The organism is Vitreoscilla stercoraria DSM 513, from assembly GCF_000382305.1.
In the GTDB taxonomy this organism is placed as follows: Bacteria; Pseudomonadota; Gammaproteobacteria; order Burkholderiales; family Neisseriaceae; genus Vitreoscilla; species Vitreoscilla stercoraria.
Genome location: NZ_KB908021.1, coordinates 112672 through 125345, shown reverse-complemented (window position 1 = coordinate 125345; position 12674 = coordinate 112672). Strand labels below are relative to the sequence as shown.

General features: G+C 40.9%; 17 protein-coding genes. 13 read left to right on the top strand and 4 right to left on the bottom strand.

Going from position 1 to position 12674, the window contains the following annotated elements:
- Positions 1–14: 14 nt before the first annotated feature.
- Both H150_RS0104305 and H150_RS0104295 read right to left on the bottom strand, forming a co-directional pair.
- Positions 15–1412, bottom strand: coding sequence for an OprD family porin (locus H150_RS0104305; RefSeq protein ID WP_169708865.1), 1398 nt, complete (start codon positions 1410–1412; stop codon positions 15–17).
- A gap of 662 nt (positions 1413–2074) precedes the next feature.
- A complete protein-coding gene (locus H150_RS0104295) occupies positions 2075–2254 on the bottom strand; it encodes a hypothetical protein (protein ID WP_019957820.1) in 180 nt (59 codons plus the stop codon).
- 401 nt (positions 2255–2655) lie between these two features.
- On the opposite strand from H150_RS0104295, the gene H150_RS15415 reads away from it, so the two are divergent.
- The gene (locus H150_RS15415; RefSeq protein WP_081619540.1) at positions 2656–3030 is read left to right on the top strand and encodes a DoxX-like family protein; all 375 of its coding nucleotides are present in this window, start codon (positions 2656–2658) and stop codon (positions 3028–3030) included.
- Here H150_RS15415 and H150_RS13720 read toward each other — a convergent pair.
- Positions 2957–3424, bottom strand: a complete 468-nt coding sequence (locus H150_RS13720) for a short chain dehydrogenase (protein ID WP_019957819.1) — start codon at positions 3422–3424, stop codon at positions 2957–2959. The genes H150_RS15415 and H150_RS13720 overlap by 74 nt on opposite strands.
- Before the next feature lie 400 nt (positions 3425–3824).
- Positions 3825–4562 carry a S24 family peptidase gene (locus tag H150_RS0104285; protein WP_026353464.1) on the bottom strand — a complete coding sequence of 246 codons (738 nt, stop codon included), beginning with the start codon at positions 4560–4562 and terminating at the stop codon, positions 3825–3827.
- Positions 4563–4784: 222 nt separating this feature from the next.
- On the opposite strand from H150_RS0104285, the gene H150_RS0104280 reads away from it, so the two are divergent.
- The 12 genes from H150_RS0104280 to H150_RS0104225 all read left to right on the top strand — a co-directional run bounded on the left by H150_RS0104280 (position 4785) and on the right by H150_RS0104225 (position 12547).
- The gene (locus H150_RS0104280; protein ID WP_019957817.1) at positions 4785–5060 is read left to right on the top strand and encodes a helix-turn-helix domain-containing protein; all 276 of its coding nucleotides are present in this window, start codon (positions 4785–4787) and stop codon (positions 5058–5060) included.
- Positions 5061–5160: 100 nt separating this feature from the next.
- On the top strand, positions 5161–7338 hold the full coding sequence (locus H150_RS13715; protein ID WP_019957816.1) for a Mu transposase C-terminal domain-containing protein: 2178 nt from the start codon (positions 5161–5163) through the stop codon (positions 7336–7338).
- Between the two features lie 102 nt (positions 7339–7440).
- A complete protein-coding gene (locus H150_RS0104270) occupies positions 7441–8157 on the top strand; it encodes an AAA family ATPase (protein WP_019957815.1) in 717 nt (238 codons plus the stop codon).
- The gene (locus H150_RS0104265; RefSeq protein WP_019957814.1) at positions 8157–8750 is read left to right on the top strand and encodes an IclR family transcriptional regulator; all 594 of its coding nucleotides are present in this window, start codon (positions 8157–8159) and stop codon (positions 8748–8750) included. The genes H150_RS0104270 and H150_RS0104265 overlap by 1 nt, the downstream gene beginning before the upstream one ends.
- Positions 8743–9072 (top strand): hypothetical protein, encoded by a 330-nt coding sequence (locus tag H150_RS0104260; RefSeq protein ID WP_019957813.1) that lies wholly within the window; start codon positions 8743–8745, stop codon positions 9070–9072. The genes H150_RS0104265 and H150_RS0104260 overlap by 8 nt, the downstream gene beginning before the upstream one ends.
- Entirely contained in the window at positions 9069–9311 is a 243-nt protein-coding gene (locus H150_RS0104255) for a hypothetical protein (protein ID WP_019957812.1), read from the top strand. The genes H150_RS0104260 and H150_RS0104255 overlap by 4 nt, the downstream gene beginning before the upstream one ends.
- 17 nt (positions 9312–9328) lie before the next feature.
- A complete protein-coding gene (locus H150_RS0104250) occupies positions 9329–9988 on the top strand; it encodes a hypothetical protein (protein ID WP_019957811.1) in 660 nt (219 codons plus the stop codon).
- Positions 9985–10476: a hypothetical protein gene (locus H150_RS0104245; protein WP_019957810.1), complete on the top strand. Its 492-nt coding sequence runs from the start codon at positions 9985–9987 to the stop codon at positions 10474–10476. The genes H150_RS0104250 and H150_RS0104245 overlap by 4 nt, the downstream gene beginning before the upstream one ends.
- The gene (locus H150_RS14720; protein WP_019957809.1) at positions 10460–10876 is read left to right on the top strand and encodes a hypothetical protein; all 417 of its coding nucleotides are present in this window, start codon (positions 10460–10462) and stop codon (positions 10874–10876) included. The genes H150_RS0104245 and H150_RS14720 overlap by 17 nt, the downstream gene beginning before the upstream one ends.
- On the top strand, positions 10873–11490 hold the full coding sequence (locus tag H150_RS0104235) for a DUF3164 family protein (protein WP_019957808.1): 618 nt from the start codon (positions 10873–10875) through the stop codon (positions 11488–11490). Before H150_RS14720 ends, H150_RS0104235 begins: the two co-directional genes overlap by 4 nt.
- 174 nt (positions 11491–11664) lie before the next feature.
- Positions 11665–12090 carry a gp16 family protein gene (locus tag H150_RS0104230; protein ID WP_019957807.1) on the top strand — a complete coding sequence of 142 codons (426 nt, stop codon included), beginning with the start codon at positions 11665–11667 and terminating at the stop codon, positions 12088–12090.
- Positions 12083–12547 carry a Mor transcription activator family protein gene (locus H150_RS0104225; protein ID WP_019957806.1) on the top strand — a complete coding sequence of 155 codons (465 nt, stop codon included), beginning with the start codon at positions 12083–12085 and terminating at the stop codon, positions 12545–12547. The genes H150_RS0104230 and H150_RS0104225 overlap by 8 nt, the downstream gene beginning before the upstream one ends.
- The last annotated feature ends 127 nt before the right edge of the window (positions 12548–12674 follow it).

Sequence of the window (12674 nt, the reverse complement as noted above, 5' to 3'; positions counted from 1 at the left end):
CACGACATTATTGTCTATAAAGACCAAGGATATTCTACAATGACGCGAATTTCATCCATATTGCCATAACGATAGCCTGCTGAGCCACGCAAAGTCGCTTGGCGAATACGCAAATTCAAGCCTTTGGCTTTGCCATGTTGAAATTCATACCGCAATTCCAAATCTCGCTCCCAATGGCTGTCACCGTCTTTGTAGGTGTAGCCACGCAAAGCGTTTCGATACATCGCGTTTTGGCTGTCACGATTGTCCATATCAAAACCTTTGATATAGCGTCCTGTAAAAGTCAATCCCGGCACACCCAAGGTTTTGAAATTCAAGTCATAGCGCAGCTGCCATGATTTTTCATTGGCTTCATTGAAAATGGCCACGTTGCCTGCATTGGCAAAATTGGCATTGCCACCTATGGTACGAAAACCCACCACATCCAAAGGTTCATCACCAAACACTTGCTGATAACCCGCTGTAATCGAATGCAACGCATTGCCATAAGTGACATTCGCTCCCAATAATCGACTGTCAATGTCGCCCGCGAGCGCTTGACCCGTTGATCGATTCCAATAACCCACGCCATTGACTTTCAAAAACTGACCATGATTCAAACGCCACGTGTGATTGCCTTGCAAATAATATTGATGCCATACGTCTTTCAATTGACCGTAATACGCGCTGGCTTGGGTATCGGGGGTGAATTTGTATGTTGCACCCAAATAACCCGCCCGTTTGGCGTGGATACCCAAACCATATTCAGTATTAAAACGGTCATCGTGATTGGTGCTGTCGATGGCATTGACATGTGTAAACCAACCCGCTTGTAGGTTCAATTGATCAATATCGTTACTCTCCAACGACACGCCATTGCTTGTCGCAGGCAGTAAACGGGCATTGTGTACCGACAATACGGGTGTATTGGGCATTTGCGTACCGTATTTGACCACTGTTTCACCCACTTTGGCTTTGACAGCACCGCTGACTTCACTCCATGTGTCGCTCGGTTGTCCATCTTTTCCCACCGGAATCAAACCAGTACCTGTTTTGGCACCAGAGCTGTCTAAACGAATACCTATTAATGCTTGTGCATCCACACCCAAGCCCACCACCCCCGATGTATAACCAGATTGAGCGTCTACGACCAAACCATGAGCCCATTCATCACGATAACCATGGCGTTGATTGATGGGAATAAATTGATTGGTACCCGATGGATTAGCACCACCATCACGAAAATCACGATTAAAATAATAATGTCGATTCAAAACCGACACTTTGGCATCCGAAAAAAAAGGATTTTCTCCAATCAATGTATTATTTACAGCTTGTGTAGTATCCACATTGTTGGATTCTTGACCCTGCGCAGTATAAGACACTGCCAATAAAATCCATAATGGTATCCATGCGGTCATTGGTTGTTTCAAAGTTTCTGTCCTCGTAGATTGGCTGAATCTGTTATGTTTCATCTTGATGGTTTTTTATTTTGAAAAGCAAAAAAGAACTCCTAAAATATTGATATCGAGTCTCAATGAATTTCAGGTCAGCCAATGTACTCTTGATGACGTTGACAAAAACAGTTAGCTAAAAAGCAATTTGCCCGATAATTGCATGATCATTGCAATTATCGGGCAAGATATGATTGGGCAAGCCCCATATTTTTCATGAGAGCCATACCTTAAAAGTGGATAAAAATGTGAAAACGCTTCAATAAAGTCATCTCATTGCATTTGTCCAATACCAAATTTAATCTTTTTAAATATGGTATTGGACAAATGAATATTGTTAACTTCAAAAGCGTCCTGTCACTATTTACAGGACGCCACCAGACGCACGGCTCAACCATCCATTCATCAAACAGTCTTAAACGCCACCTATAAGCAAATTGATCGCAACCATCAAACAAACAAAAACCCACTACTTTAATAGTGGGTTATTTTTAACCATCCATCTGCAAACTTATTTGGCTTTTTGCAGTTGTTTTTTCAACTTTGCCAACTTGCCTTCATGCTTGGCAATTTTAGTTTTACGAGATTTGATTTTCTTTTCTAACTTTTTCAATACGGACATAACCTTACTCCTGTTTTAATTAATCTGAAACTTTATGGTTTTTCATAAATTCTCGGATAAACTTTCTTAACTCTCTGGCTGCGGTAGTATCCAATTGCTCACACAATTGAATAAACTGATCACGTTCTTCACCATTGATTCGAATTAAGAGCTGGCTGTCTTTTTTGCGCACTTTAGTTTTTTTATTGGAGTCTTCCATAGTTTGAATCCTGAAAATTAAAGTGTGTATTGGCAAAAAAGTATATACATAGTATATATTAAATATGGCATTGTCAAATATTAAGTTCTCGTTTTTGCAAAGAAATTTTCAATATCTTTCTTGGTCACTTGAATTTGAAATTGACATTTGACTCTATCCAATTAAAATATCAATGGATTCTTGCTCCCAATATATGCTGGCAAAGAGGAGGTGTATATTGCGTAAGTATGAGTTTTCATCCAGCACTCTCATATTCACCAAGAATCCTCATTTTTTTTGCAGCAGCCGCTCCCATGATGCAGTATCAAAACATTCAAAATACGACTTCCCAAGCACAAGTCCATCCGCACATGAGATGCCCGTTATTATGATTAAATTACATTGTTTGAGGAACGACTCAGATGCTTGCATCAAAGATGCTTAAATGGATACACTGTGTATTAGGATTTTTGTGGTTATACCAAGGTATTTTCCCAAAACTTTTATTTACCAGCAGTGACGAAATCGCCATCTGGGAATCTCTAGGATTTAACACACAAATCGCACATTTAGGCGCGCAAATTGGCGGTGTTGCTGAAATTGTTTTAGGCGTGTTGTTTTTATTTTGGCAGCATAAATTGCTGCATTATTTAAACATTGCTGCCATGGTTTCCTTGCTATTATTGGTAGCCATTACCCTGCCTCATGCTTTGGTTGCCGCGTTCAATCCCGTGGTGATGAATTACGAATACCATTTGGCATTTCCAAAGCTGCTGCTTTCACAAAACCTTCAATAGCAACATTGACAGCGGTTGCATTCACGCCCAATGCAATCGGTTCAGAACCAATAATTCCAGTGGTTAATGTAATCGACCCTTTGTCATGAAGATAATCTTTGCCAATTAAAGCCAGTCGAATTTGTCCCAAAAGCTTATCTTGCAAACCAATATTAAATTCATCTGCAGTCATCGTTGCCAATTCGCCAAAATGCACTTTACCAATCGCAGAAACAATCGCATCTATTTTACCAATATCATTGAATAATTTTCTGACGGAATCATCGCTTTTTAAGTCCACATTAAAATCACCCGATGTTCGGCTTGCTGAAATCAATTCTAAATCAAGTTTTTGAAAATGTTGTTGCAAACCAGAACCTAAAATACCTGTTGCGCCGACTAATAAAACTTTCATAATGCCTCCTCTTGGTTAATTTTTATGATTATTAAATAAAAAATTATTGTGATAAATTATCAAAAAATTAGTTCTATCCTAATTTAAAGTTAGCAATCCACATAGAAAGCCATTATGTCTGTTTTGAAAAGTATTGAGGTATTTGTGGGGAGGTGTTCGTTTTGTCACAGAGAGTAGAGAGCTAAAATTTGTTTGAAAGCTAGAGCAGATAAGGGTTTGAGGCAAAAATAGGTAGAATTTAGAAATTGCAAAAAATTAGCCAAAAATGAGCAAAAACTAAGCAATAGTGCAATCGTTTTGTCACACCTTAAACAAAAAGCGAGCTGGATTAATCATCCGCTCGCTTTTTTGCATTTAAAACCGGATTTAATGACCGGTTAAAAATTGTTTTAAACAGTGGTTAAATAGATCGTCCAAACCATAACACCTTACCAATGATGGAAATGTCGTTGTAATCCTGTGCCAAATCAAGCTCAAACGGTGCATAGGCTTCATTTGCTGAGGTTACCAACAATTTGCCACCCGGTAAGGATTGGATACGCTTCACAATTAAATCATTACCAATTCTAACCACATATAAGCCATTGCCAGGCTGATTTTGGGCTTTATCGACCAAAATCACATCCCGCTCATTCAAAACGCCTTCCATGCTGTCACCTTTGACGCTGATGACGACCAAATCGTTTGGATTGACGTTCAGGCTGTCCTCCACCCATGCCTTGCGAAAGGCCATGGTGCATTTGATTTTGTCACATGCGTTCAGATAGCCATTGCCGGCAGAAGCCTGAATGTCATAGCGTGGTACAAAGACAAAATCTTCTATGTTGACAGGATTTCCGCAAACATCATTGATATCTTGTGTGTTTAATGAATTATTTTTTTGTTTTATTTCAATTACTTGCTCTGATTTTTCGTTTTCATTAGGCATGTTTAAATATGGAGAGCCTTCTCCAGTCATTAACCATTTTAAATCACAACCGCTTTGATTATGAATATTTAGTAAGGTATCTGCTTTTGGCAAAGTTCCCTCTCTAAACACTCGTGACAATCCCATGTGACTTATTCCAATCATTTCTGAAATCTTAGCTACGGTTTTATCTGGCCATAGACTTAAAACACGGTCTTTGAATGTAGTCATTTTCAACCTATACATTTGTTTAGACATGTAGTGACTAAACAAATGACTAAACAAATATTTATATGATAGTTTTAAAAATATGCGCATATAAATCAAATATTTAGCAAAAACCGTTACAATATAGTTAGATTTTTGACTAAACAAATCATTTACTTTAAGCGTTTTGTTTAGTAATATTCCAGACAGGTAATCCGACAAGATAACCCTGACAGGTAAATTACTATGCAAAAAAAACCAGCTAACAATGAAGTGAAAGCCGATTGGCACAGTGCTGACATCAAAGCAGCACTAAACAAAAAGGGATTAACTCTTCGCGCTTTATCCGTTGCGAATGGTTGCCATCCCGATACTTTAAAAAATGCTTTACGTGTTCCGTACCCAAAAGGAGAACGAATTATTGCTGCTGCTTTGGATTTAAATCCTGAAGAGATATGGCCTGAACGTTATGAAAAACGCAATTTCAAGGCACATATTCAGATGCAGGCAGTGATTGCTTAATGATAAGCCATAGCAACGATAAACGCATCATAAATAGGAATTAATGGTGAGAAAAGTAACTATGACTCCTCAAAAGATTATTTATTAAGAGGAATTTGCCATGAGTAAAAAACATTTTTCTTCTACTGAATTAACAGAGATGAAATTGACAATTTTACCAAAAACTAAGCAAGCAATTGAACATATTGCCAAACGTGATAATTGGCCTTATGAGCAAATAACAGCTAGAGCCCGAGGAGGTAAAAGAAAAGTTTTTCCTTTTAATGGCTTACCACAAGCAATACAGGAAGCCATACGTCAAAAACAAGTTGGTGATTTATTACAGGACGCTCAGGTAAAACCTTTGCCTGCTGTTCAAAACGATTTGTTTGGAAAAATGGATGAAAACAGCTTAACCGATCGCCAGCGCCAAGTGGCTGCTGCTCGTAAAGGCGTCCTGAAAGCCATTGAAGACGTGATGGAACAAGCTAATGTGACCAAAGAGGTGGCCATGCAAACTGTTTTGACCCAAGCCAAACTCGCAGGTTATGAACATTTGAGCAAAATGTTTGAATTGGCATTGGACAAACGTGGTGCAACCACACAACTGCCAACAGTACGCACGATTAAACGTTGGTTTGCAGCACGTGATGAACAAAAGTTGGTACCAGCAATTCCTGTGGCCAATTTTGAATTACCAAAATGGGCACCCGTATTCCTGAAGTATTACCAACAGCCACAAAAACCAAGCGTGGTTGCTGCTTATGAGCTGTTTTTAAACGAATGGCAACAAATTGCTCCATTGGAAAAGCTACCAACTTTCAATCAAGCGAAATATTTATTGAAGAAGTTGGGCAATGTCAGTCGTGAAAAAGGACGTATGGGCAGCCGTGAAATCAAGAATATCAAACCTTATAAGGTGCGTGACTTCTTGCACATGAACCCAACCGACATCTATACCGCAGATGGTCACACTTTTGATGCAGAAGTCTTGCATCCTGATGCGGGTAGACCGTTTCGTCCTGAAATCACCACCATTGCCGATGTGGCCACACGCAAAATCGTGGGTTGGAGTGTGGATTTGGCTGAAAGTGGTTTGGCGGTGTTGTCTGCCATCAGTCATGCGTGTGAAAGCAATGGTATTGCAGCGATTTTTTATGTCGACAATGGCGGCGGTTACAAAAACGCCATGATGACCGATGACGCTACCGGATTGATGGGGCGTTTGGGCATGACCATGCACCATTCGATTGCCTACAACTCACAAGCGCGTGGTGTGATTGAGCGTTTGCATCAGACTGTTTGGGTGAAAGCTGCACAAAGCCTACAGACTTATATGGGTGCAAAGATGCACAGGCAAGCGGCTCAAAGTGTTCACAAAGCGTCCCGTCAATTGGTAAAAAAAGGCGTGAATTTGAAAGGTGTACCAGCATTGGCCAACATCCAATCATTGAGTCCAAACATGTTAATGGATTGGGCTGAGTTCACGGCATTTTGTGAATGGCATGTTGAGCAATACAACAACCGCCCTCACCGCTCTTTGCCAAAAATCTTGGATGTGGAAAACACCAAGCGTCACATGACACCGAATGAATTTTGGGCGTTAAAGGTGGAGGAAGGAGCCAAGATTGTCCGTATCCAAGAGGACGAAAAACACCTGTTGTTCATGCCACAAGTCATGCGTGTGGTACAGCGTGGTCAAGTGTTTTTGCGCAATAACCGTTATTTCAGTATGGCTTTAGAGGAATACCACGGTGACAGTGTTCGTGTGGCTTATGACATTCATGATGCTGAACACGTTTGGGTTTATGACGATATCGGCCGCTTGATTTGTAAAGCACAGTGGAATGCCAATTCAACGTCTTATGTGGCTGTGTCTTTCTTAGAACAAAGCAAAGACAAGCGCATAGACATGCAAGTGAAGCGTTTGGAAGTGAAAAAACAAAACGTTTTGGCAGCAAAATCATTTCACGTTATCGAGCATCAATCTACTGTGAATTTGGGCGGTATGCCGATTGACATGGCTTCGTTGGCAGAACGTGGTGAACAAGCCCGTTTGCGCATGTTGCAAAAATCTCAAAAAGAGGCAGTGATTGAGGCAGAAATTGTGCCACCGATTGTTGAAGAAGTGACTTTAGAAGCAGTTTGGAGTGTGCCAAGTGAACCTGCTGAACGCTTTGCTTTGTATGAACGTTTGAAAGACAAAACAGATTTGCCACAGGCAGCACAAAAATGGGTAGCAAGCTACCCAAGAAGTCACGAATTCAAGGCATTGGTAAAACGCCAACAAAGTTCATGAAAGGAGATTTAAACCCGTTTTAATGCAGTGTTAGGCAATACAGAAAACGTTTTTTAATAGATTGAGTGTAAGCGCACCCAATCAAAAACTTAGGGAATTGTAATGAAAATCGCAAATATAAACAACTTGAATTTGGTTTCGGTGGCTATGGAAGCTCTGGTTGAACGTCAGGAAGGCTTGCCAGGCTTGGGGGTTTACTATGGTCCAAGTGGTTTCGGAAAAACCACAACTGTAGTGGCTGTGGCCAATGCCACACGTGCTTATTACGTGCAAATGCGTTCGGCTTGGAGCAAGAAAACCTTGCTTGAAAAAGTGTGCATTGAAATGAGCATTCCTGTTGCCAATACCGTTCCTAATTTGCTGGATTCTGTTTGTGAGCAATTGGCCGCAAGCCAACGCCCTTTGATTATTGATGAAGCGGATCATGCGGTTTCCAAATCAGGCATGGTGGAATTGATTCGTGACATTTACGAGGGTTCACAAGCACCAGTGATGCTCGTTGGTGAAGAAATGTTACCCAACAAATTAAAGCGTTTTGAGCGTTTTCATGGACGGGTATTGCGCTGGGTACCGGCACAGCCTGTGTCTTTGTCTGATGCGCGTTTGTTGGCCAATATTTATGCGCCTGATTTGGAGTTGGACACTGCTGTTTTAGAGATGTTGGTGGCTATTTCGCATGGTTCGGTACGTCGTGTCACAGTCAATTTAGTGAATTTATTTGAAGACGCGAACATTCGTGGCTTAGCAGCAATGGGTTTTGATGATTTGGATCGGAGCAAATTGTATCAAGGTGAAGCACCAAAACGGAGCTTGAAATAATGCAAGCGACGACTTTGACCAAACCAAAATTAACCATTCGTGCACGTATGTGGGACTTATTTCGTGCCAATAAGCAAAACCCGTTGACCCGTGTTGACATTGCCAGAGAGTTGGAGTTGGAACACAACTCTTTGGTGGATGGCAAATATTTACGCTTTTGTGTGAATGCCGGCATTTTGACCAAAACCACCAAAAAAGTGGGGCAATTGGATAAAAGGCTCGATAAAAATGCTGAAGCATGGGTGATTTGCAAAGATGTGGGCATTGAAGCACCTCGTTTTCACAAAGACGGTACTTTGATGACACAAAGCGGTGTGAATGAAGCCATTTGGCGCAGCATACGCATCTTGAAATCATTCAATCGTTCTGAATTGGCATCTCATGTTGCCCACTTAACGAATGAAGCAACGGTTCAAGCCTATTTGTACAGCTTAAGACGCGCAGGTTATGTGGCATGGATTGATGAAAAAACCAACTCTTATCGTTTGGTTAAAAACACAGGTCCTAAGCCGCCACAGGTTTTGAGAGTCAAAGAAATTTACGACCCAAACATCGACGAAATTGTCATGCGGGAGGTACCAGATTGTGAATGAGGATAATCAAGAGTGGCTTGAGGTTTTAAGAGCCGAAGTAGCTAAAAGTTCCATCGCTAAAGTGGCTAAAAAACTTGAATACAGTCCAGCAGTTGTCAGTTTAGTGCTTTCAGGGAAATACCAAGGCAACATTGACAATGTTATTAAGCGTGTCATTGAAATGTACATGATTGTGGAATGCCCTTACTTAGAAGCCAAAATGGTATTGAATGATTGTCGGACTTTTGCCTTGGGTCGCGCACCGACCCACAGCCCACCCAAAATGCAGCATTGGAGAGCGTGCAGACGTTGCCCATTGAAACCAAAGGAGCTTGATTCATGAAACAGTTTTTTGCTTTGTTGTTGATTGCGTGTTGTGAACGTTCGATGCAGTACAACCAGAGCCAAGTGGCTCAGATTGAAAAAGCTTTGGACTATGAAATGCGCCATGTGCCAATTTTGAAAGTGACCACTCGTGAGGCCATTCGCCATGATTCTCAAGAGATGATTGGCTTGCATTGGCAAAACTACCAAAAGTGGCAAGCTCGATTGAAAAAAGTTAAGGCTTGGGCAAAAGACTGAAAAAATTGGAGAAACTCATGAAAAATGAACAAAACTTAGAACCAATTAAGCAAATGTTGTGGGTTAAAAAAATGACTGTTACACAGCTTGCAGCCGCTTGCAAATTGAACGTAGATGAAGTGACTGATTTACTAGATGAGCTAGATGATGATGTATTGCAAAGTGAGTTTTGCACCGTCAACAAGACAGTCAAATATTGGATTTTAAAAACCGAATTTTGCCTGCAAAGCTTGGTTATCAATATTCTGAAAGACCTTAACGGTGTGGCCACTCGTATCCAAATTGCAGAAAAATTGCAGTTTGTACCACTGCATCAAATTGATTCTGCCATTAAAAACTTAAAAAACAAGCAACAAATCCATACAGTCAGTCGCGGTGTGCTTGCTCTTGGTGACAGTGTGAGTCATCAAAAAAAGGAAGTTGCTTTATTTGATACCGAAATTAAACCTGAAGGCAACATGGTGGAATGCACTGACACTGTACATGGAAAAAATGTGATTAATGCGCTTTATGATCCTAAGGTCATGCCAGCTTTTTTTCAAAGTGCTTGTAAATTCCGAATGTTAAACGATGGCTCTTTAATTCTAAATTTAGAAGGTCGGGGTTTGATGTTAAATCCGAAAGACAGTGAGCAAGTGTTTACGGTGTTAAACAAAGTATATGGGAGGGCTTTATGAAAACCCGTTGCCCTTGTTGTGGCGCTGAAAACAGTTTGGATGCTTTGGTCAATCATGATGCCGCTCGCCAAGCAGTATGGGCATTGGCACAAATGGGCGATGAGTTGACACGTTTGGCGGTGATGTACGTGGGTTTGTTTCGCCCTGTTAAAACTGCTTTGTCTTTTGACCGTATGGCCAAGCTACTGCAAGAACTGAATGTACAAATAGATGAAGGCTTTATTGAGCGCAATGGACAGCGCCATGATGCACCAAAAGAATTTTGGATTCATGGCTTACGTGCAGTATTAGAGCGTCGTGAAGCCTTGTCTTTACCGCTTAAAAGTCATGGTTATTTGTATGAAATCATGAGCACTTCAGCACAGATTAAATCAGTGCCAACACCAACATCCATTGCTATGCAATCGAATAAACCAACCAGCCAAACCATGAGTGGTTTGGCGGTTTTAGAAAGCATGAAAGGAAATGGCCATGTTCATCAACGATGAAGTGTTAACAGGCTTACAACGCTTGATGGCTTTGCGTTTGGCAGGTTCGCCGCCTGCTGATGCGATTGCTGCCACTGCTTCGGTTTGGATGGATGCGGTATCCCGTTATCCGATTGCATGGAATGAACAACAAGACACGCAGCGTATCAGAGCAGCTTTTGACAAGTTGGTTTGGGAATGTGACAAATGGCCAAGCGTTAAACAGTTTTTAAATGCTTTGCCACCACGTCCATTACCACCTTTATTAGGCAAAGCCAAAATGAGCCAACAGCAATTGGATGAAGGCAGACTCAATATTCAAAAGATTTTAGACAATTTAGAAAAGAAACGCATTCCAAACCATGATGGCAAAGCTGCTTTGGAACAAGCGATTCAAATGACAAAGGAGCAACAAGCATGACAACAACTGCATTGAATTTACAAGACTACCGCCAAGACGCACGCGGTGCATTGGTACCTGTAGAAGCCATTAAACCGATTGATTTGGCGCGTGATGATTTGGTCAAAGAAATGGTGGCAAAAGTATTGCCGATTCAAAATCAATTGGCACAATTGAAGCAAGCTGTGATTGCTGATGTGCGTGCTTTCATTGAATTGTCGGCTAATGAATACGATGTGAAATTAGGCGGCAAAAAAGGCAATGTGACCCTCACCAGCTTTGACGGCCAATACCGTGTGTTGATTGCCATGCAAGACAGTTTGCATTTTGATGAACGTTTACAGGCCGCCAAACAGTTGATTGATGAATGTTTGAGTGAGTGGACACAAAACAGTGATGACAATGTGAAAATCATTGTCAATGCGGCTTTCGATGTTTCCAAAGAAGGAAAAATCAATACAGGACGGGTACTTGGTTTGCGTCGCTTGAATATTCAGCATGAAAAATGGCATCAGGCGATAAACATTTTATCTGACAGCATTCAGGTTTTGAGCAGTAAAGAATATGTCCGCTTTTATCATCGCAATCAAGATGGCAAATACGAGTTGATTAATTTGGATTTAGCGACGGTTTAACTGTTTTTAAAACAGTTCACGGCCATATAGGCCGCTTCAAGCCCCACATGCAGTGGGGCTTTTTCATTGATTCACAAAGCATAAATACTGACACTTGTCAAATAAGTCGCCATTTGTAATCTGAAATTATAATATTTAAAATCAATATGTTCAGTTCAATTATGGGGATGTGTCATGACAAAAAAGCAAGGCGATGTATTACGCAAAAAATTGATTGCCAAAGTCAAAATTGCACAGCAGCAATTGGGTTTGGATGATGAAACTTACCGTGATTTATTGGAGCAAGCTGTAGACAAACGTTCTGCATCACAAATGTCCATTGAAGAATTGGAAATTGTTTTGGTGCTCATGCAAGAACATGGTTTTCAAGCAAGCGGTAAATGGGGTCGAAAACCATCTGTAACCGCAAACAAGCAACCGTTATTAGACAAAATTGAAGCATTGCTTGCAGATGGTAAAAAACCTTGGCGTTATGCTGAAGCAATGTCTGAGCGCATGTTCAATCGTAAACAAGTGCAATGGTTGAACATGAATCAATTGCACAAATTGGTGGCCGCATTGCAAATTCATGCCAACCGACAGGAGAAAGCAGATGCTTGAGATTGAACAAGATGCCTTTTTTGGCTTGTCGCATTTGTTGCCAGACTCTGCCAAAGAGCTGATTTTGATTATTGGTTGGGAGCATACCCATAAATTGATTGAACATTATCCAGGCACTCATTTCCCTTTAGGCAAGAACATTACCAAAGCGGGTAAAATGTTACATGCAGCTTTGTCAGAGGTCATTGGGGAAGCCAACACCCAAAAAGTTGAAATTGCCTTTGCTGCTCAACGTAAGCTGTGGATTCCAAAGTGCGATAAGATTTTGCTTGAATTACGCAATCGCAAAATCCGCCAAGAGTTTGATGAGTTGACACGCAATAATCACATGACTGCTGAATTGGCAGTGCGTAATTTGGCTTTGTCTCATAAATTGGTTGAAAGAACCATTTGGCGCATCATGAAAATGCCTGATATGCAATTTGATACAAGTGAATGCCAACAACCTTTGTTTTGAATTTCTTTTACAGCTTCTTTTGCTCCCCAAGTGGGAGCTTTTTTCATGCACGTACTGACACAAGACTAAACACGTTTAATGCAGAACAAATAGACAATCAAGGCATGTTTAGTCTTGTGTCAGTATA

Coding starts and splice junctions, on each gene's coding strand:
- H150_RS0104295 (WP_019957820.1), bottom strand. CDS start 2,254: ATGGAAGACTCCAATAAAAAAACTAAAGTGCGCAAAAAAGACAGCCAG.
- H150_RS15415 (WP_081619540.1), top strand. CDS start 2,656: ATGCTTGCATCAAAGATGCTTAAATGGATACACTGTGTATTAGGATTT.
- H150_RS13720 (WP_019957819.1), bottom strand. CDS start 3,424: ATGAAAGTTTTATTAGTCGGCGCAACAGGTATTTTAGGTTCTGGTTTG.
- H150_RS0104285 (WP_026353464.1), bottom strand. CDS start 4,562: ATGACTACATTCAAAGACCGTGTTTTAAGTCTATGGCCAGATAAAACC.
- H150_RS0104280 (WP_019957817.1), top strand. CDS start 4,785: ATGCAAAAAAAACCAGCTAACAATGAAGTGAAAGCCGATTGGCACAGT.
- H150_RS13715 (WP_019957816.1), top strand. CDS start 5,161: ATGAGTAAAAAACATTTTTCTTCTACTGAATTAACAGAGATGAAATTG.
- H150_RS0104270 (WP_019957815.1), top strand. CDS start 7,441: ATGAAAATCGCAAATATAAACAACTTGAATTTGGTTTCGGTGGCTATG.
- H150_RS0104265 (WP_019957814.1), top strand. CDS start 8,157: ATGCAAGCGACGACTTTGACCAAACCAAAATTAACCATTCGTGCACGT.
- H150_RS0104255 (WP_019957812.1), top strand. CDS start 9,069: ATGAAACAGTTTTTTGCTTTGTTGTTGATTGCGTGTTGTGAACGTTCG.
- H150_RS0104250 (WP_019957811.1), top strand. CDS start 9,329: ATGAAAAATGAACAAAACTTAGAACCAATTAAGCAAATGTTGTGGGTT.
- H150_RS0104245 (WP_019957810.1), top strand. CDS start 9,985: ATGAAAACCCGTTGCCCTTGTTGTGGCGCTGAAAACAGTTTGGATGCT.
- H150_RS14720 (WP_019957809.1), top strand. CDS start 10,460: ATGTTCATCAACGATGAAGTGTTAACAGGCTTACAACGCTTGATGGCT.
- H150_RS0104235 (WP_019957808.1), top strand. CDS start 10,873: ATGACAACAACTGCATTGAATTTACAAGACTACCGCCAAGACGCACGC.
- H150_RS0104230 (WP_019957807.1), top strand. CDS start 11,665: ATGACAAAAAAGCAAGGCGATGTATTACGCAAAAAATTGATTGCCAAA.
- H150_RS0104225 (WP_019957806.1), top strand. CDS start 12,083: ATGCTTGAGATTGAACAAGATGCCTTTTTTGGCTTGTCGCATTTGTTG.